The sequence below is a fragment of the Streptomyces sp. NBC_00234 genome, from assembly GCF_036195325.1.
Classification (GTDB): domain Bacteria; phylum Actinomycetota; class Actinomycetes; order Streptomycetales; family Streptomycetaceae; genus Streptomyces.
Genome location: NZ_CP108101.1, coordinates 5,820,317 through 5,844,718, shown reverse-complemented (window position 1 = coordinate 5,844,718; position 24,402 = coordinate 5,820,317). Strand labels below are relative to the sequence as shown.

The window sequence follows — 24,402 nt, the reverse complement described above, 5'->3', positions numbered from 1 at the left end:
CCCTCCCCGGCCCTGGCCGGTGTTCAACTCTTTCAGCGAGCCTGATCCACGTCGACGAGGTCAACGCGAATGCCCCGGCCGCCGATGGCACCCACGACGGTACGCAGAGCGCGAGCGGTGCGGCCGTTACGACCGATCACCTTGCCGAGATCGTCCGGGTGAACCCGGACCTCCAGCACGCGTCCACGGCGCAGGGTGCGCGAGGCAACCTGCACATCGTCGGGATTGTCCACGATGCCCTTCACGAGGTGCTCGAGAGCCTCCTCGAGCATGCTCAGGCCTCGGTCGACTCGGTGGGCGCAGCAGCGTCAGCCGCCTCGTCCGCCTTCTTGTCGGCCTTCTTGGACTTCTGGGTGATGGCCTCACCCTTGGCCTCGTCGCCGTCCGTGGTGAGAGCCTCGAACAGGGCGCGCTTGTCGGGCTTGGGCTCCGGCTGCAGCAGCGGCGCCGGGGCCGGAAGGCCCTTGTGGGCCTGCCAGTCACCGGTGAGCTTCAGGATCGCGAGAACCGGCTCGGTCGGCTGGGCGCCGACGGACAGCCAGTACTGCGCGCGCTCTGCGTTGACCTCGATGCGCGAGGGGTTCTGCACCGGGTGGTACAGGCCGATCTCCTCGATGGCCCGACCATCACGGCGGGTACGGGAGTCGGCGACGACGATGCGGTAGTGAGGCGAACGGATCTTGCCCAGACGCTTCAGCTTGATCTTGACTGCCACGGAAGTGGTGTCTCCTGGTCTTGACGTGGTTGGGCACAACGAAGATGCCACGTGGGGTTGCGGTACTCGCGTGCCCGACGGACGCGTCAGTCGGAGGAGAGAGGGGTCCTATGCGACTGTCGAGTACAGCTGTCCATTGTGCCACACCGCGTCGGGTCACCTCACCGCGACCGCCGCTTCCGGAATCCGGAACGGCTTTCCGCATCCACCGCAGACGATGGGGGCCTGCGCGAGGACCGACGGAACCACGCGCACGTTGCGCCCGCAGTCGCAGACGGCCTTGACCCGCACGCCGCCTCCGGAGGAGCCGTGCCGTGCGGCCGGCCCGCGGAAGGAACGCTTGGTGTCGGCCGCCGTGGCGACGGTGTGCGCCTTGAGGGCCCGCTGCAGCCGTTCGATGGTCGGTCGGTACCTCCGCTTGGCCTCCGGGTTCAGGGTGACCAGCGAGAATCCGCTGCTGGGATGGGGTTCCTCGGCATGATCGAGGCCCAACTCCTCGGCGATCGCGAGGAATCGTCGGTTGTGGTAGCGGCCGGCGCGCGAGGTGTCTCGGACCCCTCGCGCGGCGGCGATGCCATGGACTGCCTCATGCAGCAGTCGCTCGAAGGAGAGCTCGGCGCCACAGGCGGACGACGACTCTCCGATCAGGGACTCGGGCGCGGCAAGATCGGGCAGCTCGGGGTGGTACCGCTGAATATCGGCCCACGCCTGCGCCAGCTCTGCGGCAAGTACAGGTGGTGTCGTGCTCACGTCGTGACAACGAGCCTGAGTGCCCCGGTGTTCCTATTCCGGGGCATCCCAAATAATTTGCACGTACCAGTCAGTTGCCATTGATGCGTCCGGACGAGGGCGGGTGCGCAGATCTGCGGAGAAGCCTCACAGCTCGCACCAAGGTGGTACGTAGCGCCTCGTACGCCCGGCGCGTAGTCACGGGAGCGGCGCGGGGGTCCTGACGGGCTCCCCGGGTGCGCCGGCGGAGGCCGGGACGAGAGCGACACTACCCGGCGTTCCGTACGCCCCGGAAACCGGGCCGCACCTGCCCACGGCCCCGCCGGCACGGGGTTCCTGGTGCTCGACGTGCTCCGGCCCGCGTGTCGGGTAAGACTGGGGTCAGAAGAGCAGGAGCCCGCAGGGCCCGAAGTCGTGTGGATCCGTCCGCCGAAGCCGCTGGTCGGCGGGGGCGCACGACCCGGGCTCACAAGCATTGCCATTCAACCCCTGGACGAGACCGCGGATGCGGAGTTCTCTGACATACGGGGGGACTGCGGGCGTACGCACATGGGGGGCCGTCCACTCGGGCATGACCGACCTCTTGGCGGATTGGGGCGCTTTTCATGACACCAACGCTCGTCCGGCACCACAGGTATGCGGACTCGTCCGCCCCGGTGGACGCCGGTACCCGTGCCCGCGACTGGGCCGAGATCCAGGAGCGGATGCTGGCACCGCTGTACGAAGCCGTGTACCAGCGGCTCGAAGTCGGGGCCGCCACGCGCATGCTCTCCATCGGCTGCGGTTCCGGGCTGGCGCTCCTGATCGCGGCTGCCCGCGGCGCGCGCGTCACAGGCGTCGACACCGACCGTGAACGGCTCGCGCTGGCCCGCGAGCGCCTCCTGCCCGATCCGGGCTGGGACAACAGCCCCGAGCGGCCTCCCACGGAGCAGCCGCGGCTCTTCGCCGGTGGCCCCTCGGCCGCCGCTGCGGCGGGCGGGGCCCCGTACAACCTCGTGACGGCGTTCAACCCGATCGGCTGTGTGGCCGGTGATTCCGAGGGGCTCTCGCCCGCGCTGGAATCGACCGTTCCGCTGGCGGTGCGGGGTGCCACCGTGGTCCTGACCGGCTGGGGGCCGCCCGAGCGCTGTGCCACCGCACCGGTGCTGCGCGTGGCCGCCCGGCTCGCGGAGTCGGCGCGCGCGCCGCGGTCCGCGGGGCTGCGGGCGGCCCGCCGGGACGATCTGGAGGACGTGGCGGCACGGGCCGGGCTGAAGCCGGACGGTTCGGGCCGGGTGTCCTGCCCCTTCGGGTACGCCGATATGGACAGTGCGGTCCGCGGCCTGCTGTCGACGGGGCTGTTCGACTCCGCCGTTCGGGCGACGGACCGGTCCCAGGTGGAGAAGGAGGTCGCGGAGGCGCTGCATCCGCACCGTCGTCCGGACGGCACCGTGTGGATGCCGAACGTGTTCCGTTACCTGGTGTGCGTCTCCTGACCCCTCCGGGGAGTAGGCGTGAGGAGGGCGGCTGCTTGGACGCCGAGCGGCCGTAACGGACCTCCCGGGGGCATGCGTAAGGGGCGCCCTCCCAGAGAGGACGCCCCTTACACGTGGTCGTTCGGCGATCAGCCCATGAACTTCTTGAACTCGTCCGGCAGCTCGAAGTTCTTGTCCTCCTGGGCCGGCACACCGAAGGCGCCGCCCTGCGCCGCCTGCTCGCGACGGGCCGCCTCGGCCTGCTCCTCGGCCTTGCGCTTCATCGGGTTACCGCTCTTGCGCTTGCCCTTGGCCTGCTTGACCTGCTTCTTCTGACGGCCGGGGCCGCCACCCATGCCCGGCATCCCCGGCATCCCGGGCATGCCGCCGCCCTGCGCCATCTTCGACATCATCTTGCGGGCCTCGAAGAACCGCTCCACCAGGTTCTTCACGGCGGAGACCTCGACACCGGAGCCCTTGGCGATACGGGCCCTGCGCGAACCGTTGATGATCGTCGGTTCCTGGCGTTCCTTCGGCGTCATCGACTTGATGATCGCGGCCGTGCGGTCCACGTCGCGCTCGTCGATGTTGTTGATCTGGTCCTTGATCTGCCCCATGCCGGGCAGCATCCCGAGCAGCTTGGAGATGGAGCCCATCTTCCTGACCTGCTCCATCTGCGCCAGGAAGTCGTCGAGCGTGAAGTCCTTGCCCTTGCTCGACGCCAGCTTGGAGGCCATTTGAGCGGCCTCCTCCTGGCTGAAGGTCTTCTCCGCCTGCTCGATCAGGGTGAGCAGGTCACCCATGTCGAGAATGCGGGAGGCCATCCGGTCCGGGTGGAAGGCGTCGAAGTCCTCGAGCTTCTCGCCGTTCGACGCGAACATGACCTGCTTGCCCGTGACATGGGCAATCGACAGGGCGGCGCCACCACGGGCGTCACCGTCGAGCTTGGAGAGGACCACACCGTCGAAGCCGACGCCGTCGCGGAACGCCTCGGCGGTGTTGACCGCGTCCTGGCCGATCATCGCGTCGACGACGAAGAGGATCTCGTCGGGGCTGACGGCGTCGCGGATGTCCGCGGCCTGCTGCATCAGCTCCTGGTCGATACCGAGGCGGCCCGCGGTGTCGACGATGACCACGTCGTACTGCTTGGAGCGGGCGTGCTCGATGGAGTCCTTGGCGACCTGGACCGGGTCACCGACGCCGTTGCCCGGCTCCGGCGCGTACACCGCGACTCCGGCGCGGTCGGCGACGACGCTGAGCTGATTGACGGCGTTGGGACGCTGGAGGTCACAGGCGACGAGCAGCGGGGAGTGGCCCTGGCCCTTGAGCCAGAGACCGAGCTTTCCGGCGAGGGTCGTCTTACCGGCACCCTGGAGACCCGCCAGCATGATCACGGTGGGCGGGTTCTTCGCGAACCGCAGGCGCCGGGTCTCGCCGCCGAGGATGCCGACGAGCTCCTCGTTGACGATCTTGACGACCTGCTGGGCCGGATTCAGGGCCTGGGAGACCTCGGCGCCGCGCGCCCGCTCCTTGACCTTGGCGATGAAGGCACGGACCACGGGGAGCGCGACATCGGCTTCCAGCAGGGCGATACGGATCTCGCGAGCCGTGGCGTCGATGTCCGCCTCGGACAAGCGGCCCTTACCCCTGAGGTTCTTGAAAGTCGCGGCAAGGCGGTCGGAGAGAGTATCGAACACGGCGCTCGTCGGTCCTCAGGGTCGGGGGCGGGGCAGGTCAGTCGCCCTCCAGGGTATCCGGCCACCGGAGAACGCAAAGCCCTCGCCCGTTTCTCGTGACGGACGAGGGCCGGTCCACACTGTCGTGGACGGGTCGGCAGGTGCGTGAGGAGCCTCAGCCGAGCGCCTTCTCCAGCTCCCGGGCGACCTCCGCCGCCCGTACGTCGGAGAGCGGTTCGCCGTCCGGTCCCGTGACATAGAACGCGTCCACCGCGTTCGCCCCGAGCGTCGAGACGTGGGCGCTGCGCACCCGTACGGCGCTCTGCTCCAGGGCCCGGCCGATCCGGTGCAGCAGCCCCGGGGCGTCCTGGGCCCGGACCTCGATCACCGTGGCGACCTGGGAACCCGCCGCGGCGACGGTCACCCGGGGCGGCGGGGCCTTCACCCCGCGCCGGCGGGGATAGGCGGCTTCGCGTTCGGCGAGACGGGCCCGGATGTCCAGCGAGCCGTCCAGGGCGCGTACGAGGTCGGCACGGAGCCGGGCGGCCTGCGGGAGCGATCCGTACTCGGCGGCGACCCGCCAGCTGAGCAGCAGCAGATCGGCGCTCTCGCCCAGCTCGGTGGGGAGCTCGACGGCGCGCAGATCGGCGGCGCGGACCGTGAGGCGGTGCAGCGCGAGAACTCCGGCCGCCGCGGGCAGGACGCCGGGGCGGTCGGGCAGGGCGATGAGAAGTTCGACACCGACCGGTTCCGGTTCGCCGTCCTCGTCCGGGGTCTCGGTCTGGGCGCGCAGGGCGAGGACGGGTTCGCCGGTGCGCAGGGCTTCGATGGCGAGGCGTTCGTGTTCGGCGCCCGGCGCGGCCGGTTCCTGTTCCGGCGGGGCCTCTCCGGCGAGTACGGCGGCGACGCGTCCGACGAGGTCGGTGACGAGCGAGGCGCGCCAGGTGCTCCAGGCGGCGGGGCCGGTCGCGAGGGCGTCGGCCTCGGTGAGGGCGTGCAGGAGCTCCAGGGTGGAGGCGGTACCGACCGCGGTGGCGACGGAACGGACCGTCGCCGGGTCGTCGAGGTCGCGCCGGGTGGCGGTCTCGATGAGCAGCAGATGGTGGCGTACGAGGGTGGCGATGACGCCCACGTCGTGCTTGTCGAAGCCGATGCGGCCCGCCATGTCGCGGGCGATGACCTCCCCCGCGACGGAGTGGTCGCCGGGCCAGCCCTTGCCGATGTCGTGGAGCAGCGCGGCGACGAGGAGGAGGTCGGGGCGTCCGACGCGGCGGGTGAGGGTGGCGGCGCGGACGGCGGTCTCGACGAGATGGCGGTCGACGGTCCAGGTGTGGACGGGGTTGCGCTGCGGGCGGCAGTGCACCCGCTCCCAGTCCGGCAGGAGCCGGGTGATGATCCCTTCCGCTTCGAGTGCCTCCCAGACCCCCACGGTGGCCTCGCCGGCCCCGAGGAGGGTGACCAGCTCCTCGCGGGCCTCGGCGGGCCACGGCACGGACAGCGGGCGGGCGGCGCTCGCGAGGTGGCGTACGAGATGGCGGGAGAGCGGCAGCCCGGACTCCGCGGCTGCTGCGGCGGCCCGGAGGGTGAGGACGGGGTCCCGCTCGGGACGTACGGTGCGGGCGAGGACGACTTCGCCGTCCGCCTCCACGACCCCGTCGGCGAGCGGGGTGCGGTCGGGTACGGGCTTGCCGCCGCCCAGCATCGCGCGCAGCCGGGGCCGGACGGAGCGGGCGCGCAGCACCCGGTTGACCTCGCGCCAGGTGACGTCGGTGGCGTACGAGACGGTGCGGGCGGCCTCGTAGACCTGCCGGAGCAGGGCGTCGGCGTCCAGGAGGCCCAGCTCGGTGGCGACCTGGTCCTGTTCCTGGAGGGCGAGCCGGTCGGTGGCGCGGCCGGTGGTGAGGTGGAGGGCGTCGCGGGCGTCGAGGAGGATCCGGCGGGCTTCGGAGAGCCCTTCGCGCGGGGCGTCGGCGACCCAGGACGCGGCGACGGCGCGCAGGGCGGTGGCGTCGCGCAGACCGCCGCGGGCTTCCTTCAGGTCGGGTTCCAGGAGGAACTGGAGCTCGCCCATGCGCTCGGCCCGCTCGCGGCACAGCTCGTCCAGGGCGGGCAGGCGCTTGGGGGCCTGGTTGCGCCAGTCGGCGAGGATCGCGGTGCGCAGTCCGGCGGCGAGGCCGAGGTCTCCGGCGACGGGCCTCGCGTCGAGCAGTCCGAGCTGGACCTTGAGGTCCTCGCCGGCCGTCTTCCGGGCCTCTGCGGGGGTGCGTACGGAGTGGTCGAGGGCGAGACCGAGGTCCCAGACGGGGTACCAGACACGGTCGGCGAGGGTGGCGATCGCTCCGGCGTCGGCGCTGCCGTCGTGCAGGAGCAGCAGGTCGAGGTCGCTGCGCGGGGAGAGCTCGCCGCGGCCGTAACCGCCGACGGCCACGAGGGCGGCGCCCCGGACGCCCGCCTCCTCCGCCGCGGTGGCGAAGAGCGTGCTCAGCCAGTCGTCGGTCAGCGCGGCGAGGGCAGCACGGCGCGGCGGCCCGGACTGCGCCTTCTCCTGGAGGAGGCGCAGCCGGGCCGCCGCGTAGCCGCTGGGTCCCGATGCTTCGGATTCGGTGGTCGCTTCAGTGCTCGTCACCCAGCTGCCTTTCGGTTGTGCGGAACGCTCAGAGCGCGTCGGGGCCGCGTTCCCCGGTCCGTACGCGGATCGCGGTCTCGACCGGCACGCTCCAGACCTTGCCGTCACCGATCTTGCCGGTGCGGGCGGCCTTGACGACGACGTCGATGAGCTGTTCGGCGTCCTCGTCCTCGACGAGGACCTCGATACGGATCTTCGGTACGAGATCGACGGTGTACTCGGCACCGCGGTAGACCTCGGTGTGGCCGCGCTGACGCCCGTAGCCGCTGGCCTCCGTGACCGTGAGTCCCTGGATGCCGAACGCCTGCAGGGCCTCCTTGATCTCGTCGAGCCGGTGCGGCTTCACGACCGCGGTGATGAGCTTCATGCGTCCACCTTCTTCGTCTTCGCTGCTGCCTTCGTGTCCTGGACCGCTGCCGAGGTGCGCGGGGCCGCGCCGCCTCCGGCGCCGCTGAAGTCGTATGCGGTCTCGGCGTGTTCGACCTGGTCGATACCGGAGATCTCGTCGTCCTCGGGAACCCGCATCCCGATCGTCTTGTCCAGCAGGAAGGCGAGGAGCGCGGAGACGACCAGAGAGTACGCCAGGACCGCGACGACTCCGACGGCCTGCTTGCCGAGCTGGTCGAGGCCGCCGCCGTAGAAGAGGCCCTTGGCGTCGGACTGGACACCACCCGTGGCGAAGAAGCCGACGAGCAGGGATCCCGCGACACCGCCGACGAGGTGGACACCGACGACGTCCAGGGAGTCGTCGTAGCCGAACTTGTACTTCAGGCCGACCGCCATGGCGCACAGGACACCGGCGATGGCACCGACGGCGATGGCACCGAGCGGGCTGACCGCACCACCGGACGGGGTGATGGCGACGAGGCCGGCGACGGCACCGGAGGCTGCGCCCAGCGTGGTGAAGGAGCCGTGGCGGAGCTTCTCGTAACCGAGCCAGGCGAGCATCGCGGCGGCGGTGGCCACCTGCGTGTTGACGAACATGACCGCGCCGACGCCGTCGTCGTTGCCCAGCCACGAGCCGGCGTTGAAGCCGAACCAGCCGAACCAGAGGAGACCGGCACCGAGCATGACGAGCGGCAGGCTGTGCGGCCGCATCGGGTCCTTCTTGAAGCCGATGCGCTTACCGATGACGAGGATCACGCCGAGCGCCGCGGCACCCGCGTTGATGTGGACGGCCGTACCACCGGCGAAGTCGATGACGCCCATCTCGAAGAGCCAGCCGCCCGCGCCCCAGACCCAGTGCGCGACCGGGAAGTAGACGACGGTGACCCAGAGCGTGATGAACAGGGCCCAGGAGGTGAACTTGACCCGGTCGGCGAGCGCGCCGCTGATCAGGGCCGGGGTGAGGATGGCGAACATCAGCTGGAAGACGGCGAAGACGTAGACCGGGATGGTGTAGCCGTCCCAGAGTTCGGTGACGCCGATCCCGCTGAGTCCGACGTAGTCCGAGGTCCAGCCGACGACCGAGCCGATGTCGGCGCCGAACGCCATGCTGAATCCGTAGAGCACCCACAGGATCGTGACGATCCCGAGGCTGATGAAGCTCATCATCAGCATGTTGAGGGTGCTCTTGACGCGGACCATGCCTCCGTAGAAGAAGGCCAGGGCCGGGGTCATGAGCATCACCAGAGCCGAGCAGATGAGCATGAACCCGGTATTGGCGGCAGACAGCTCAGGGGCGTCTGCGGCAAGCGTCGTGATGCCTGGGGGCATCGGCGTCTCCTCGTCGTCGGTGCGGCCGCGTGCGGGCGAGATTGCGGGGCCACTGGGGAAAAGGTGCGGGCCGGTTATGCGCCATGAGATTGACCCAGCGCCGTTTCCGCAGATGCTGCACGGTGTTTCGCCGCAGTGACGAAGAGGCGCGGTGTGTTACGTCCGAATGAACCAGGAGTGGCGTACGCGCTGCTCTGCCTACCATGCGTCCTGCGCCGCATACGGTGCGGTTGAAACGGCCGGAAACGTGAACCGGCCACGACAACCATCCGTTGACCTGGCAATGGGGGAGCCGAGTCGGGCGGTACGGGATGGTGTCGTGGCCGGTGGCAGGAGAGCCGGGTCAGACCGCTTCGGCGGTCTCCGGCAGCTGCTCGTGGAGCAGGTCGGTGAGCCTGGCGACGTCGGACACGTCGCCGAAGTCCCTGGCAGCGGTGTCGACGGTCTTGCGGAGGCGGGTGTTGACCCGCTCGGAGCGGACCTTCCTGGCGACCCGCAGGGCCTGGGTGGCGAGCACGGTGGACTGCTCGGGCTCCCGCTTGAGCAGATGGACGGTGGCCATGCCGATCAGGTTGAGCGCGTACGACCGCTGGTGCTCGTCGTCCTCGCCGAAGAGCTCGACCGCCTTCTCCATGACGGGCTCGGCGAGCGAGGCGTAGGTGGGGCTGCGGCCGGCGACATAGGCCAGGTCACGGTAGGAGTGGGCGTTCTCCCCGTTGAGTTCGGCCTCGGAGAAGAACCGGATCCAGTCGGGCTCGGGTTCGCCGTCGAGCCCGGCGTCGAGGAAGGTGTCCTCGGCCATCCGGACCGCCCGCTTGCACTTGCTGGGCTGGCCCATGTTGGCGTAGGCGCGGGCCTCCATCGCATACAGCATGGCCTGGGTGCGCGGGGTGGCGCAGTCCCGGCTGCCGTACTGCGCGAGATGGATGAGTTCCAGGGCGTCGTCGGGCCGCCCGAGGTGGATCATCTGGCGGCTCATGCTGGAGAGCACGTACGAGCCGAGGGGCTTGTCGCCGGCCTCCTTGGAGGCGTGCAGGGCGAGGACGAAGTACTTCTGGGCGGTGGGCTGGAGGCCCACGTCGTAGCTCATCCAGCCCGCCAGCTCGGCCAGTTCGGCCGCGCACCGGAAGAGCCGGGTCGCGGTGGCCTGGGGCTGCGGCTCCTGCAGCAGGTCGGTGACCTCGTGGAGCTGACCGACGACGGCCTTGCGCCGCAGTCCGCCGCCGCACTGGGCGTCCCACTGGCGGAACATCGCCGTGGTGGATTCCAGCAGGTCCAGCTCGGGGCCGGAGAGCCGGGAGGGACGGCGGGACGCGGCGGGCGACTCGGGTTCGGCGGGTGCACCGGCGGCAACGGGCACGAGCCAGCGCTGCATGGGTTCGATCAGCGCGGGGCCGGCGGCGAGGGCGAGCGAGGAGCCGAGGAAGCCGCGCCGGGCGAGCATCAGGTCGCTGCGGGAGAACTCGGACAGCAGGGCGACGGTCTGCGGTCCGGCCCACGGCAGGTCGACACCGGACACGGAGGGCGACTGGTGTGCCGTACGCAGCCCGAGGTCCTCGACGGCGACGACGGCGCCGAAGCGCTCCGAGAAGAGCTCGGAGAGAATGCGCGGGATCGGCTCGCGGGGCTGTTCCCCGTCGAGCCAGCGCCGCACCCGGGAGGTGTCGGTGCTGATGTGATGGGCGCCCATCTGCCGCGCCCGCCGGTTCACCTGTCGTGCGAGCTCGCCCTTCGACCAGCCACTCCGCACGAACCATGATCCCAATTGCCCATTGGGGCGCTTCCCGGCATTCGCCTCGCCTGCGCCGCTGCCACTCACTGGAACGCCCCCATCCCGCCGAAACCTGTCGCGCGAACCTCTATCAGAATGCCGTGCATCGGTGCCGTCCGTACGGAGGTTGCACACCCTCCCACAGGAAATCGGGTTGCCTCCGGCATACCCGTGGGTGCACATACTTCCAGGGTTCGTGTACCGACGGTAATCCTACGATCACCCCTCTCGCGAGGGTCATTGCAGAAACGCCACCATTCGCCACCCCTTCGGATGAACCCGCCTGGCGCCGCTCGCGATTCACTTGACACGCGGCGATCAGCAGCCTGGCGGAGTGAAGCACGCGGGGGCGCGTGGAACAGGGCGCACTACCCCCGAAAGCACCCGCAGGACGACGGATCGACGACGACGCGGACGGCGGATCGGTGCCTCCGGGTCGTAACCACCGGTGAGTCGGACCCGTTGGAGGGGGCATGGGCTTCACGATCGGCGGCATCCGTGAGATGCGATCCGGCTCGCGGCGCCGCGGCCGTTCGGCCGAGGGCACGGCGGTGGCCGAGTACACAGGACTCTGGGGCTGGGCGGTGACGCCGGGCGCGCGGGCCTCCGCGGGCGCGTGCTCGTGCGGCGACACGGTCTGCCCCGCCCCCGGCGCACACCCGCTGGACTTCGCCGAGGAGGTCCCGGCCGGCGCCCCGCTCGACATCGCGGCTGGCGCCTGGGCCGAGGTCCCCGGCGCCGCGATGCTGCTCCCCGTCGGCCGCACCTTCGACATCCTGGATGTCGCCGAAGCGGCCGGGCGCCGTGCGCTGGTGCGGCTGGAGCGGATGGGGCTGCCGCTCGGGCCGGTGGCCGCCACGCCGACCGGGCGCGCACAGTTCTTCGTGGCCCCCGGGGCCGCGGCCGAACTCCCCGAGCTGCTCTACCGGATGGGCTGGGACGACGCGGACCTCGATCTGCGGGCGCTGGGCGCCGGCTCCCACATCACCGCCCCGCCGTCCGACCTCGGTGGCCTGGGACCGGTCCGCTGGCTGCGCCCGCCGGTGCCGGACACCGCGGGCACTCCCCCGCAGGCGCGACTCCTGCTGGGCACGCTGGCGTACATCTGCCACCGCCTGTAGAGCCGGACATGCGCGAGGGCCGGACAAGCCGGCAGGCGGCTCGTCCGGCCCTCGCACGTACGGCGGCGGCCCGAGGGGTCGTCAGTCGCCGATCAGCGCGTCCACGAACGCACCGGGCTCGAACGGGGCGAGGTCGTCGGGACCCTCGCCGAGTCCGATGAGCTTCACCGGTACGCCCAGCTCGCGCTGGACGGCGATCACGATGCCGCCCTTGGCGGTCCCGTCCAGCTTGGTCAGGACGATGCCGGTGATGTCGACGACCTCGGCGAAGACGCGGGCCTGCACCAGACCGTTCTGACCGGTGGTCGCGTCCAGGACGAGCAGGATCTCGTCGAGCGGCCCGTGCTTCTCGACGACCCGCTTGACCTTGCCGAGCTCGTCCATCAGACCGGTCTTGGTGTGCAGACGGCCCGCGGTGTCGATGAGCACGACATCGGCGCCCTCGGCGATACCTTCCTTCACCGCGTCGAAGGCGATCGACGCGGGGTCGCCGCCCTCGGGCCCGCGGACGGTGCGGGCGCCGACGCGCTCGCCCCAGGTCTGCAGCTGATCCGCGGCGGCGGCACGGAAGGTGTCGGCCGCGCCGAGCACGACGCTGCGGCCGTCGGCGACGAGCACCCGGGCCAGCTTGCCGGTGGTGGTGGTCTTGCCGGTGCCGTTGACACCGACGACCATCACGACGCCGGGGGTGTCGGCCCCGCCCTCCGTCCTGACCTCGCGGTCGAGTTCGGGACCGAGGAGAGCGACGAGCTCCTCGCGCAGCAGCGTGCGCAGCTCGTCGGGGGTACGGGTGCCGAGGACGCGGACCCGTTCACGGAGCCGCTCCACGAGTTCCTGGGTGGGAGCGACGCCGACGTCGGCGGTGAGGAGGGTGTCCTCGATCTCCTCCCACGTGTCCTCGTCGAGGTTGTCCCGGGACAGCAGGGTGAGCAGGCCCTTGCCCAGGGAGTTCTGGGAGCGGGCGAGCCGGGCGCGCAGCCGTACGAGACGGCCCGCGGTGGGCTCGGGGATTTCGATCGCGGGGGCGGCGGGCGCCTCCGGTTCGGCGGTGGCCGGGGCTTCCCCCGCGGTGTCCGGGAGACCGGCCTCCTCGATGGTGCGCCGCGCTTCGTCGCGCGGCGCCTCGGCTTCCTCGCCGACATGGGGTTCGGCGGGAGGAGTGATGGTCGGCGTGCTCGACGGCGGCGGGGTCGGCAGCTGCTTCTTCTTGCGGCTGCTGACCACGAGCCCGCTGATCAGGCCGACCGCGACCAGGGCGATGACTACAGCAAGGATGACGATTTCCATAACCCGTCCAGTATCGGCCACCGCCGGGACAGGAGCGCGGCTCCGTCGGCCACCCGACATCACATGGGGGTGTTATGCACCTTTTGGCGGTAAGGCGCACTTCCTCCGTCGCTCCGTCCGGCAGTGCGGCCGGTGCCCTGTATTTCTGACGCAGCGTCAGCTAATGTGCCGCCTCGCCAGGCCGATCCGGCGAAGGGGACATGTCATGGCGTTCACCGTGCTCAGGTTCAATCTCGTCGATCCGGCCGCCACCCCGGACACACTCTCGGCGCGCTACCGCGCGGCACTGGAGATGGCCCGGTACGCCGACGAGCGCGGCATCGACACCGTGCAGACCGAGGAGCACCACGGGGCCGCCAACTCCTGGCTCCCCTCCCCCTTCGTCTTCGCCGGCGCCGTCTTCGGTGCCACCCGCCGGATCGCGGTCACGGTCTCCGCGATCATCGGCCCGCTGCACGACCCGCTGCGGCTGGCGGAGGACATCGCGGTCCTCGACCTGCTGAGCGCGGGCCGGCTCGTGACGGTGGCGGGGATCGGCTACCGGCCCGAGGAGTACGAGCGGGCGGGCGTCGAGTGGGGCCGCCGCGGCAGGCTCCAGGACGAGCTGCTGGAAACCCTGCTGCGGGCGTGGACCGGCGAGCCGTTCCCGTACCGGGGGCGCACGGTCCGGGTCACCCCGCGCCCGTACACCCGGCCCCGTCCGATGCTCCTGGTGGGCGGCAGTTCGCGGGCCGCGGCGCGGCGGGCGGCGCGCCTGGGGCTGCCGCTCTTCCCCAGCGCGCACCTGCCGGAGCTGGAGGCGTACTACCACGAGCAGCGCGCCGAGTACGGGACCGAGGGGTTCTGCATGATGCCGGCCGCGAAGACCCCGCTGCTGCATCTCTCCGAGGACCCGGACCGGACCTGGGCGCACTACGGCGAGCACTTCCTGCACGAGGCCCGTACGTACGCCTCCTGGCAGTCCAAGGACATCCGCTCGGCGGTGCGCTCGGCGGCGACGACGGTGGAGGAACTGCGCGCCGAGGGCGTCTACCGGGTGCTCACGCCGCAGCAGTGCGCGGAGCTGGACACCGACAGCCTGGTGCTGCATCCGCTGTGCGGCGGGATGCCCGTCGAGGAGGCGTGGCGCAGTCTGCGGCTGTTCTGCGAGACGGCCGGAAACGGAACCGCCCCGGCTCAGCAGGGCTGAGCCGGGGCGGTCACCGGTCCGAGGAGAGGGGCAGCGGGGATTAGCCCATCTCCTCCAACGCCTTGCCCTTGGTCTCCTTCACGAACTTGAGCACGAAGGGGATCGAGAGCACGGCGAAGGCTGTGTAGATCATGTAGGTGCCGGAGAGGTTCCAGTCGGCGAGGCTCGGGAAGCTCGCGGTGATCGCCCAGTTGGCGATCCACTGCGCGGAGGCGGCGACACCGAGCGCGGCGGCGCGGATCCGGTTCGGGAACATCTCGCCGAGGAAGACCCAGACCACGACACCCCACGACAGGGCGAAGAAGAGAACGAAGACGTGGGCCGCGATGAGCGCGACGGCTCCCTGCGTGGAGGGCAGCTCGCCGTCGACGAGATCCGCGGAGAACGCCCACGCCTCGAAGGCCAGCGCGACCGCCATACCGCAGGAGCCGACCAGGGCGAGCGGCCTGCGGCCCACCCGGTCCACCAGAACCATCGCGATCACCGTGCCGATGATGTTGATGATGGACGTGGTGAACGAGTAGAAGAACGAGCTGGACGGGTCGACGCCGACGGACTGCCACAGCGTCGCCGAGTAGTAGAACGCGACGTTGATGCCGACGAGCTGCTGGAAGACCGACAGCCCGATGCCGACCCAGACGATCGGCAGGAAGCCGAAGCGGCTGCCGAGCAGATCGCTGAAGGTGGACTTGTGCTCACGGTGCATGGCGGTCTCGATCTCGGCCACCCGCGCGTCGAGATTCACGTGTTCGCCCTCGACCTCGGCCAGGATCTCCCTGGCCCGGCCCCGCTTGCCGACCGAGATCAGGAAGCGCGGCGACTCGGGGATGGCGAACGAGAGGAGTCCGTACAGGATGGCGGGGACGACCATCACGCCGAGCATCCACTGCCAGGCTTCGAGGCCGCCGATCTCGCCGCGCTGATCGCCGTCGGCGAGCTGGAGGATGCCGTAGTTGACCAGCTGGGAGATCGCGATGCCGATGACGATGGCCGCCTGCTGGAAGGAGCCGAGCCGGCCCCGGTAGGCGGGCGGCGAGACCTCGGCGATGTACGCGGGGCCGATGACCGAGGCCATACCGATGGCGAAGCCACCGATGATGCGCCACATCGCCAGGTCCCAGAGCGCGAACGGGAGCGCGGAGCCGACGGCACTGACGGTGAAGAGCACCGAGGAGATCTGCATGCACCGGATGCGGCCGATCCGGTCGGCGATGCGCCCCGCCGTCGCGGCGCCGATCGCACAGCCGATCAGGGCGATGGCGATGACCTGGGCGAGCGTGCCGGAGCCGATGTCGTACCGGTCGCGGATCGCCTCCACCGCGCCGTTGATCACTGAGCTGTCGTAGCCGAAGAGGAAGCCGCCCATGGCTGCGGCTGCCGTGATGAAGATGACATGGCCGAGATGGTCGGGGTGGGCCTCTCGGGCCCCGGACGCCGGTCCGTTGGCAGTGCTGGTCACATGAACTCCTGATGCCTGGCCGCTACGTCAGACGTGGGGGGCGAGCTCTCCCAAGTGGCACACAACTTTCGCGGCACCACCACTTGAAGGTAAAAACGACGTTGCAGAGACTATGCGTTCAAGTCTCGAAGTCAAACGCCGGGTCAAGTCCCACATCTACCCAGGAACGGCCAAAAGGCGCGTTGAAGTCGTGACGATTCAGTAAAGGTCAGCGGAGTCGCTGACTGATGACCTTGGAGACCCCGTCGCCCTGCATGGAGACGCCGTACAGCGCGTCGGCGACCTCCATCGTCCGCTTCTGGTGCGTGATCACGATGAGCTGCGAGCTCTCCTGGAGCTCCTCCATGATCCGGATCAGCCGCTGCAGGTTGGTGTCGTCGAGCGCCGCCTCGACCTCGTCCATCACATAGAAGGGACTGGGACGGGCTTTGAAGATCGAGACCAGCAGCGCCACGGCCGTCAGCGACCGCTCACCGCCCGAGAGCAGGGAAAGACGCTTGACCTTCTTGCCCGGCGGACGCGCTTCGACGTCCAGACCCGTCGTCAGCATGTTGTCGGGGTCGGTCAGGATCAGCCGCCCCTCGCCCCCCGGGAAGAGCCGCGAGAAGACGCCCTCGAACTCGCGGGCGGTGTCCCGGAACGCCTCGGTGAACACCTGCTCGACCCGCTCGTCGACCTCCTTGATCACCTGCATCAGGTCGGCCCGGGTCTTCTTCAGGTCTTCAAGCTGCTCGGAGAGGAAGTTGTGCCGCTCCTCCAGCGCCGAGAACTCCTCCAGGGCGAGCGGATTCACCTTCCCGAGTTGCTGATACGCCCGTTCGGCGGCCTTGAGCCGCTTCTCCTGCTCGGCCCGCACGAAGGGCTGCGGCCGGTTGCGCGGATGCTCCGGATCGTCCGGCAGCTCCTCGCCCTCGGCGGCGGGAGACGGCGGCACCAGTTGGTCGGGGCCGTACTCGGCGGCCAGCCCGGCCGGCTCCACCCCCAGCTCCTCCAGAGCCTTCGCCTCCAGCTGCTCGATCCGCATCCGCTTCTCGGCACCCAGCACCTCGCCGCGGTGGACGGAGTCGGTCAGCTTGTCCAGCTCGTCCTTGAGCCCGCGGCCCCGGCCCCGTTCGACCGCCAGTCCCCGCTCGCCCTCGGCCTTCGCCGCCTCGGCCGAGGTCCGCTCCTCCTGGGCCCGTACGACGGACACCTCCACGTGCGCGAGCAGTTGGCGGGCACCCGAGGCCACCGCGGAAGCGACCTCCGCCTCGTGGCGCAGCCGGGCACGGCGCTGCTCGGCCCGGGCGCGGGCCTCGCGTTCGGCGCGGGCGCCGCGGTCCAGGGAGTCGGCGCGCCCCGCGAGTGCCTTCACCCGCTCCTCATGGGTACGGGCCTGGAGACGGGCCTCCATCTCGGTCTGGCGGGCGTTGGCCCCGTCGGCGGCGAGCCGGTCACGCACGGAGGTGTCGGGCTCCTCCTCGACCGGGGTCTCCTCGGCGACCAGCAGCCGTTCGGCGAGCTCCTCGGCCTCCTCGGCCGCCCGCTCCAGCGCCTCCTGGGCGCGCGCCGCCGAAGCGGTCGTGCGCTCCGCCTCGCCGGCGGCGCCACGGGCCTGACCGGCGAGCCGGCCTAGCTGCTGCGCCACCCCGGACTTCTCGCGCTCGGCGGCCCGGCGGCGCTCCCCCAGTTCCTCGACGAGGGCGGCGCCGGCCCGGCGCCGCTCCCCCGCCAGCTGCTGGGCGGCGGCGAGTTCGTCGCACTGGACGGCCAGCTCCGCCAGCTCGGCGGCGGCCTCGTCGACCGATGCCTGCACTTCGAGGAGGCTGGGCGCCCCGGCCGAGCCCCCGGTCGCGAAGTGCGCCCCCAGCACATCGCCCTCACCGGTCACGGCGATCAGTTCGGGGCGGGCCGCGACGAGGTCCTCGGCGTCCTCCAGCGTCCCGACGACCACCATGTCGCGCACCAGCCTCCGTACGGCGCCCATCAGTTCGACGGGCCCGCGCACCAGGTCCACGACAGCGGGCGCCCGGCCGACGCCGGCTCCGGAACCGTCCTCCGCGGGGAGCTCGTGCGCCTGCGGCCCCGCCCCGAGCAGCAGCGCCGCGCGCCCCGCGTCCTTCTTGCGCAGCAGCCTGATGGCGTCGGCCGCCGTGGCGGGGTCCGACACCGCGACCGCGTCCGCCGCCGCACCCAGGGCAGCCGCCACCGCGACCTCGTGCCCCGGTACGACCGTGAGCAGTTCCGCGGCCGGGCCCAGCAGCCCGGCCAGCCGGTCCTGAGCATCGAGCAGGGCACCCGTGCCGTCCTTGCGGCGCAGGCCCAGCGCCAGCGCCTCGTGGCGGGCCGCCACCGCCGCCCGCTTGCGTTCCGCCGCCGTGGCGGCCTCCCGGGCCGCACCGTGCGCGGCCTCCGCCTCGGCGAGCTCCCGCCTGGCCGCGTCGTGCCGCTCCCCCAGCTCCGCGTCGTCGGCGTCCAGTCCCTCGACCTCGGCCCTGAGCTGTTCGTACTCCTCCTGGGCGGCGACGGCGCGCTCCGCGGCCTCGTCCCGGGAGGCGGCCAGCCGGTCGATCTCGGCCTGCGCCGAACCGGCCCGGCCACGGGCGGCGTTGACCTGGCCGCGCAGCCGGGCCAGGCCCTCGCGCCGGTCGGCGATGGCGCGGGCCGCGTCCTTGAGCCTGCGCTCCTCGGCCGCCAACTCCCGTTCCAGGTCGGCGCGGTGGGCGGTGGTGTCCTCAAGGGCGTGTTCGGCCGCCTCCAGCGCGGCCGTCAGTTCGGCCTCCTGCTCGCGGATCCGCGCGGCCTCGCGCTCCATGCTCTCCGGGTCCCGGAAGCCCTGCCCGCGCCGCTCGTCCTCGGGCGCCTCGGTGGCGCTCTTCACCCGGGCGTCGGCGAGCGAGATCGTGCCGCGGACCCGCTCGGCCAGCTGCGACAGCTCGTACCAGGTCTGCTGGGCCCGCTGGAGTCGCGGCGCCAGCCGCCGTACCTCGTCCTCCAGTTCCGCCTCGCGCCCCAGGGCGGCCTTCAGTTCCGCCTCGGCCGCCTCCCTGCGCTGCTTGAGCGCGGCCTCGTCGGCGATCTCGGTGCGCAGCGCCTCGTTCAGCCGCACCAAGTCGTCGGCGAGGAGCCGCAACCGGGAATCGCGCAGGTCGGCCTGGATGACCGCGGCGCGGCGGGCCACGGCGGCCTGCCTGCCCAGCGGCTTCAGCTGTCGCCTCAGTTCGCCGGTGAGGTCCTGGACGCGGGCCAGATTGGCTCCCATCGCCTCCAGTTTCCGCAGCGCCTTCTCCTTGCGCTTGCGGTGCTTGAGGACGCCCGCGGCCTCTTCGATGAATGCGCGCCGCCCCATCGGATCGGCGTGGAGTACGGAGTCCAGCCGGCCCTGCCCGACGATGACGTGCATCTCCCGGCCGATACCGGAGTCCGAGAGGAGTTCCTGAATGTCGAGGAGCCGGCAGGTGTCGCCATTGATCTGGTATTCGCTGCCGCCGTTGCGGAACATGATCCGCGTGATGGTGACTTCCGCGTACTCGATCGGCAGGGCACCGTCGGAATTGTCAATGGTCAGCGAGACCTCGGCCCGCCCGAGCGGCGGCCTTCCGGTAGTACCGGCGAAGATCACGTCTTCCATCTTGCCGCCACGCAGGGATTTGGCTCCCTGCTCACCCATGACCCATGAGAGCGCGTCCACCACATTGGATTTGCCTGATCCATTGGGTCCGACGACGCAGGTGATCCCGGGCTCGAACCGCAGGGTCGTGGCGGAGGCGAACGATTTGAAACCACGCAGGGTCAGGGCCTTGAGGTGCACGCCGCCGGACTCTACCTTTCACTCTCGGTTTCGCTGATGAAGGTGCAGGGCACATCAGACGGTAAGGGAAGGGTTGTACGTCCGGGGCGGGACCGGGGGGAATCACCGGGGGAATCACTGCGGGAGAAAGAAAAAGGGACGCCGAAGCGTCCCCTGGACTTGCTACAGCCCGCGCTACGGACCGAGGCCGACCGGTTTCACGAGCAAACCTCGATGACCAGGGACGACGATCCGTGACGAAGACATTCCGGTGATGAACTCAAGCGGCTGCCGTATGCAGCCCGACCGGACCCGACTGGGCAACCGGTCAGGTCAGCGCGGGCTCCGCCTGAGGTACGTCGATGTCGATGCTGTCGAGCAGCGACTCTTGGTGCTGGGCGGCGGCGTTCAGCGCGTCGTTCTCGTCCTGGATCCGTACGAGCTCGGATTCCAGGTCCTGGACGCGCTGCTGGAGCCGTCGCATCTCGGCGAGGAGTCGCGGGTCGGAACCGCCGACGTAACCGAGAAGCGCCTTTGCCATGATGGATGGTCCTCCACACTGAGTGACCGACCGAAGCGGTGTGGGTCGTGAGGGAATCGCACCCGCGGTGCTCGGCAGTGCTCTGTCTTCACTGCGGTTCTGCTGCCAAACAGCTCTGCCAAACAGCTAAGGTGCGCGGGGTTTTCAGCGTCTCACCAAAAAGTTTGACGGTCAACACGATCACACCCCGTTGAGGCGGGCGTCCCGGGGGCGCGCGGCGGATCGATCATGCGGCGCGACTCTCCTGCGGGGCCCCGGGGGGCGTGGAGATCTTCGTTACCGCCGCAGCCTGGCATGCCGGCCCACTCTTGGCAACCATGTCCGGCCGACGCGTCAATTCGCAGGTCATTTCGGGTGCACCGCCCTGAGGGGGACGACCGTGACACCTCGCGGCGCCTCGAATACGGAGCGGATCCGCTCCGGTTCCGCGACTCCCGTTCACCGGATTGCGAATCCCTCATATCCACCGCGCGGGGTGTCCCAGATCTCAGTCACTCCGTCCACGTGGCCGGGTGTGTCGTCGGAGCGGAGCCAGTCCAGCAGACGGTGGCAATTCTCACGTGGCCCTTCGGCGACCACCTGCACCCTGCCGTCGTCGAGATTGAGTGCGAAGCCCCGGAGGCTGCCGATCTCCAAAGCGTTTGCCCTGGTGAACCATCGGAACCCTACTTGCTGTACTCGGCCGCGTACCCAAACGACGAGTCGTGCATCTTCGTTCATACCCGAACGCTAACCGTCCAATTGCTCGCGGAGCACTTCACCCCTTTACGTCATGGCGTACAGTCCGGTCGCAATAGCCTCACCCGATCGGGTGAGGCTTGCGAGAGTCACGGTGACGCCACAGGGGCGTCCGGAGCACATGGAAGGCACAGCGCATGGGACGCCACGGCAAGAAGCGGGCCTCGAGGCCCGTACGCACGGGTCTCCTCGGCGTCTCCGCGGCCATGGCCGTCGGCGCGGTGGCGGTCACCTCGGGCCTGCTGCCCGGCGGCGACAGCTTCGACGTACGCGGTACCTCAGCGGCGGACCAGGTCCGCTCCGAGGGTGCGCCCGACCTCCTCACCCAGGGCGGCACGACCTCCTCGCCGTCCGACCGCGCCTCGGCCTCCACCGGCACGAGCCGCTCCAGCGAGCGCGCCGCGGCCCCTTCCACCTCGGCTTCTGCCAAGACGACCAAGCCGGCGGCCTCCCCGTCGAAGGACGCGAAGGCGTCCAAGCAGCCGACGAAGGCGCCCGCGGAGAAGACCGAGAAGAAGACGAGCGCGGCACCGGCTCCCAAGGCCCCCGCCGCACCGAAGACCTCGGCTCCCGACCCGGCCCCCAAGCCCTCGGCCCCGTCCCCCGACGCGACCGACAGCGCCCGTGCCACCGTGCTCTCCCTCGTCAACCAGGAACGCGCGAAGGTCGGCTGCAGCCCGGTCGCGGCCTCCCGCGGGCTGACGTCACTCGCCCAGGACTTCAGCGAGGACATGGCCGCGCGCGGCTTCTTCTCCCACACCGATCCCGACGGGGCGACCCCGTGGGACCGGGCGGCGAAGGCGGGCGTGCAGGATCTCGCCGCCGAGAACATCGCCCGCGGCCAGGCCGACGCACAGGCCGTGATGGACGGCTGGATGAACAGCGACGGGCACCGAGCAAACATTCTCAACTGCGACTACAAGACGCTCGGCGTCGGCGTGTACTTCGGCTCCGGCGGCCCCTGGTGGACGCAGGACTTCGGCTTCTGAGAGTTCCGCAGGTCAGCGACTTGCGTACTGTCATGGGCCGTCTGTGGGCCGCCATTCGTAGCCGAAGCGGCCCAGACCGGGTTGAGCCCCGCCTGTTCCCTCTGCTCCTACGCCAACCTGAGGCGCCTTCGTTCCCGCAGCAGCTCAGCCAACATCCTGGCGGCGTCCGGCTCCGTGATTTCCCACCTATCAAGGTCACCGCTGACTGGGTGGAAGGACGCAAGGGCTGCTAGCGCCACCTTCGCTTCGTACATCGAGTCGACGAAGCGGTCGATGCCCCTCTCCCTCAACCGTTGGTTGTATGCCTCAACCGTGGCCGCGTCGCCTCCCACGTAGTGGGCAGGGACATCCTGCGCGAAGTGTCGTGCCGCCTGCGCGATCCTCAGTGCAGAAATCGCTGCGTTGAACGCCTCTCGCCGAGTACGCCGCCATCCCAGATGAGCGTTCATCCATGGTGCCAACGCTGCGCCCATGAAAGCGCCTACAAGCCCTAGCACCGGCGCCAGCCACGTGGCCATCGCTCACTCTCCTCTTGGTCCGCGCCGGAAGACGCAGCCAGTCCGATCGCAGTTCCCGTCAAGCTCGCGGCCTGCCAGGCCCCCGGAAGACGTCATCGATCGCGGGCATGAGGTGGGTGTAAGTCCGTAGCGTGAATGCGGGGTCGTGGTGCCCCAGGTACTCGCTGAGCGCCTTGATGCTCTCCCCCGCGTCCAGGAGCACCGACGCGTAGAAGTGCCTGAGCGCGTGCGTGCCGTTGTCGCGAACCTTGGGGAGGTCCGCGAGTCTTCTCGCGAAGCGCTCGGGTGTGGTACCAACACTGGCCATTGGTGGTTGCCAGGCTCCTAGGGGGACGCCCTCGCTGGAAGGCGCCGTGAGGATCTGCAGCCTGCGGCCGTCCCTCGGTGTCCAGGAACTGTGGCGGTAGGCACTCGATGGACGCCAGCCCGAAAGGGTCGGTCTCTCCAGCTTGTCGCTTGTCTTGTCGCTTGTCGTGAGGTGACGAGGGCAACCGGCTCGATGGGGCGAAACGCCGCCTGACCTGCGCGCCAACGAACGACAAGACAAGCGACAAAGCCGCAAGAACGCTCAGTGCTGTGCGTAGTGGGGCCGACCTCCTACGACGGTCGGGACTCCTCGGTCGTCTCTGGACTATCAGCTTGTCGTCAGCGGTTGATGGACGCCCCGAGGGCGGCCTTCACCGCCACGGTGCCGAGAGTGGCGTGGCCGAAGGTGAAGGAGCCGGTGCCGGTCTTCATGGAGGGGATGACCCACATGGAACCCTCTCCGGCGTTCTCCCCGGGCGCGCTGACGGCCAGCTCGGCGCGACCGTCCTTGTTGCCGTCGATGAAGGCGGCGGCCCCGCCGAACAAGTCGCCCGCCTCCGCGGTGCCGGTGATACCTGCGGTGGTCTGGTTGAAGCCCGTGGAACCGGTGCCGGTCGGCCCGGCCGCCGTGCCGGGCAGGATCACGATGCCGCCGGCCCCCTTGGTGGTTTCGAGGGCCTCGTTCGGGACGCCGACGGCGACCTCGCCGAAGCCGTCACCGTTGGTGTCGGCGATGGAGAGGGACGAACCGAACCCGTCGAGGTACTCGGCTGCACCGGGCACGCCCGTCGAGTCCTGGTTCATCATCTTCGACTTGCCGACCTGGGGGCCCGTGGCGCCGCCGGGCACGTACGTGATCATGCCGCCGAAGGAGAACGGGAAGTCCTCGTCGCCGTCCAGGCCGTCGTCGCGGCCCACGACGATGTCGGCGTATGCGTCACCGTTGACGTTGCCGATGGCGACGGTCTCGCCACCTTCGAAGCGCCGTACGTCGCTGTGCCTCATATCGACGAACGGCCCGGGGCCCGTGGGGCCGCCGGTAGCGATGGTGGCGACCCGGTAGTCCTCGCCACCGGAGACACCGACGATCTCGTCGAAGCCGTCGCCGTTGAGGTCGCCCGCCGCCATGTCGAACCACCCGTGGTGGTAGTCCGCAGACACCGCAGTGATGCCGGCTGCCGAGCCCTGGCGGGTGAACGGACCCTTCAGGAACTGGACGACGGAGGCGCGCGTCGTGCCGATGTCCTGGCTGCCGTCCCCGTTGAAGTCGCCGACGACCAGCTGGCTGCCCACGTAGTTATTGGTCTCGCCCGTCAGGAGCGTGGCGCCGCCCGAAAGCCCGCCCGCACCGCCCCAGACGACGGTCAGGGAGCCTGCCCCGGAGACGGTACCGACGGACTCTCTCCACGTACCGACCACCAGGTCGGCGTAGCCGTCCTGGTCGAGGTCGGCCGAGACGATGTTGGTGCCGAACGCGTCCGAGGCCTCGGCCGCGTCGGGTATGCCGGCCGAGTTCTGGGTGAGAACCTGCTTGGTGGCGGTCTTCAGGCCGGTGGCGGACCCGTAGACGACGCCGACGTATCCGGCGCCCGCGAGGCCGTCGACGGTGGCCCCGGGCGCGGTGAAGGCCAGGTCGGCGTAGCCGTCGCCGTTGAAGTCGCTCTTCTTCCCCGGCAGGGCGGTCGTCGCCTGTGCAGGGCCGGACGGCGCCGTGGCCTGGGCGGTGGGCAGGGCGACGAGTGTGGACGCCATGGTGAGGGCGAGGACCACACCGGTGCCGAGTGCACGGGATGCCACG

19 protein-coding genes and 1 pseudogene are annotated in these 24,402 nt (G+C 70.3%); 4 read left to right on the top strand and 16 right to left on the bottom strand.

Annotated features, from left to right (window positions below; all coding sequences use genetic code 11):
• Nucleotides 1-32: 32 nt before the first annotated feature.
• From OG230_RS25815 to OG230_RS25805, 3 genes are all read right to left on the bottom strand, one after another.
• On the bottom strand, nt 33-272 hold the full coding sequence (locus OG230_RS25815; protein ID WP_328906098.1) for an RNA-binding protein: 240 nt from the start codon (nt 270-272) through the stop codon (nt 33-35).
• A 2-nt stretch (nt 273-274) separates the two neighbouring features.
• The gene (gene rpsP, locus OG230_RS25810) at nt 275-715 is read right to left on the bottom strand and encodes a 30S ribosomal protein S16 (RefSeq protein ID WP_328906097.1); all 441 of its coding nucleotides are present in this window, start codon (nt 713-715) and stop codon (nt 275-277) included.
• 156 nt (nt 716-871) lie between these two features.
• Nucleotides 872-1,465 (bottom strand): hypothetical protein, encoded by a 594-nt coding sequence (locus tag OG230_RS25805; protein ID WP_328906096.1) that lies wholly within the window; start codon nt 1,463-1,465, stop codon nt 872-874.
• A 584-nt stretch (nt 1,466-2,049) separates the two neighbouring features.
• Between OG230_RS25805 and OG230_RS25800 the strand changes: the two genes are divergently transcribed.
• Nucleotides 2,050-2,919: a methyltransferase domain-containing protein gene (locus tag OG230_RS25800; protein WP_328906095.1), complete on the top strand. Its 870-nt coding sequence runs from the start codon at nt 2,050-2,052 to the stop codon at nt 2,917-2,919.
• Nucleotides 2,920-3,047: 128 nt separating this feature from the next.
• On the opposite strand, the gene ffh is transcribed toward OG230_RS25800, so the two are convergent.
• The 5 genes from ffh to nsdA all read right to left on the bottom strand — a co-directional run bounded on the left by ffh (nt 3,048) and on the right by nsdA (nt 10,735).
• Nucleotides 3,048-4,595, bottom strand: coding sequence for a signal recognition particle protein (ffh, locus tag OG230_RS25795; protein ID WP_328906094.1), 1,548 nt, complete (start codon nt 4,593-4,595; stop codon nt 3,048-3,050).
• Between the two features lie 154 nt (nt 4,596-4,749).
• Complete coding sequence (locus OG230_RS25790) at nt 4,750-7,200, bottom strand: [protein-PII] uridylyltransferase (protein ID WP_328906093.1); 2,451 nt, start codon at nt 7,198-7,200, stop codon at nt 4,750-4,752.
• 28 nt (nt 7,201-7,228) lie between these two features.
• On the bottom strand, nt 7,229-7,567 hold the full coding sequence (locus OG230_RS25785; protein WP_328906092.1) for a P-II family nitrogen regulator: 339 nt from the start codon (nt 7,565-7,567) through the stop codon (nt 7,229-7,231).
• On the bottom strand, nt 7,564-8,916 hold the full coding sequence (locus tag OG230_RS25780; RefSeq protein ID WP_328906091.1) for an ammonium transporter: 1,353 nt from the start codon (nt 8,914-8,916) through the stop codon (nt 7,564-7,566). The genes OG230_RS25785 and OG230_RS25780 overlap by 4 nt, the downstream gene beginning before the upstream one ends.
• A 343-nt stretch (nt 8,917-9,259) precedes the next feature.
• Nucleotides 9,260-10,735, bottom strand: a complete 1,476-nt coding sequence (gene nsdA / locus OG230_RS25775) for a transcriptional repressor NsdA (RefSeq protein WP_328906090.1) — start codon at nt 10,733-10,735, stop codon at nt 9,260-9,262.
• A gap of 425 nt (nt 10,736-11,160) precedes the next feature.
• Between nsdA and OG230_RS25770 the strand changes: the two genes are divergently transcribed.
• The gene (locus tag OG230_RS25770) at nt 11,161-11,808 is read left to right on the top strand and encodes a bifunctional DNA primase/polymerase (protein WP_328906089.1); all 648 of its coding nucleotides are present in this window, start codon (nt 11,161-11,163) and stop codon (nt 11,806-11,808) included.
• A gap of 81 nt (nt 11,809-11,889) precedes the next feature.
• On the opposite strand, the gene ftsY is transcribed toward OG230_RS25770, so the two are convergent.
• Nucleotides 11,890-13,095 carry a signal recognition particle-docking protein FtsY gene (ftsY, locus tag OG230_RS25765; RefSeq protein ID WP_328906088.1) on the bottom strand — a complete coding sequence of 402 codons (1,206 nt, stop codon included), beginning with the start codon at nt 13,093-13,095 and terminating at the stop codon, nt 11,890-11,892.
• A 205-nt stretch (nt 13,096-13,300) separates the two neighbouring features.
• Here ftsY and OG230_RS25760 point away from each other — a divergent pair, with 205 nt between their 5' ends.
• Complete coding sequence (locus OG230_RS25760; protein WP_328906087.1) at nt 13,301-14,284, top strand: LLM class flavin-dependent oxidoreductase; 984 nt, start codon at nt 13,301-13,303, stop codon at nt 14,282-14,284.
• Nucleotides 14,285-14,324: 40 nt separating this feature from the next.
• Here OG230_RS25760 and OG230_RS25755 read toward each other — a convergent pair whose 3' ends face one another.
• The 4 genes from OG230_RS25755 to OG230_RS25740 form a co-directional block, all read right to left on the bottom strand.
• Nucleotides 14,325-15,743, bottom strand: a complete 1,419-nt coding sequence (locus tag OG230_RS25755) for a sugar porter family MFS transporter (protein WP_328906086.1) — start codon at nt 15,741-15,743, stop codon at nt 14,325-14,327.
• 208 nt (nt 15,744-15,951) lie between these two features.
• Entirely contained in the window at nt 15,952-19,533 is a 3,582-nt protein-coding gene (gene smc, locus OG230_RS25750; RefSeq protein ID WP_328906085.1) for a chromosome segregation protein SMC, read from the bottom strand.
• 307 nt (nt 19,534-19,840) lie between these two features.
• Complete coding sequence (locus OG230_RS25745; RefSeq protein WP_018551753.1) at nt 19,841-20,053, bottom strand: hypothetical protein; 213 nt, start codon at nt 20,051-20,053, stop codon at nt 19,841-19,843.
• A gap of 438 nt (nt 20,054-20,491) precedes the next feature.
• Nucleotides 20,492-20,773: an acylphosphatase gene (locus OG230_RS25740; protein WP_328906084.1), complete on the bottom strand. Its 282-nt coding sequence runs from the start codon at nt 20,771-20,773 to the stop codon at nt 20,492-20,494.
• Between the two features lie 155 nt (nt 20,774-20,928).
• Between OG230_RS25740 and OG230_RS25735 the strand changes: the two genes are divergently transcribed.
• Nucleotides 20,929-21,780, top strand: a complete 852-nt coding sequence (locus tag OG230_RS25735) for a CAP domain-containing protein (RefSeq protein ID WP_328906083.1) — start codon at nt 20,929-20,931, stop codon at nt 21,778-21,780.
• A 107-nt stretch (nt 21,781-21,887) separates the two neighbouring features.
• Here the strand turns inward: OG230_RS25735 and OG230_RS25730 are convergent, their stop codons facing one another.
• The 3 genes and pseudogenes from OG230_RS25730 to OG230_RS25720 form a co-directional block, all read right to left on the bottom strand.
• Nucleotides 21,888-22,298 carry a hypothetical protein gene (locus OG230_RS25730; protein ID WP_328906082.1) on the bottom strand — a complete coding sequence of 137 codons (411 nt, stop codon included), beginning with the start codon at nt 22,296-22,298 and terminating at the stop codon, nt 21,888-21,890.
• 58 nt (nt 22,299-22,356) lie between these two features.
• Nucleotides 22,357-22,620, bottom strand: a pseudogene (locus tag OG230_RS25725) (tyrosine-type recombinase/integrase); the annotation flags it as partial.
• 323 nt (nt 22,621-22,943) lie between these two features.
• Complete coding sequence (locus tag OG230_RS25720) at nt 22,944-24,401, bottom strand: FG-GAP repeat domain-containing protein (RefSeq protein WP_328906081.1); 1,458 nt, start codon at nt 24,399-24,401, stop codon at nt 22,944-22,946.
• Nucleotide 24,402: the final 1 nt, after the last annotated feature.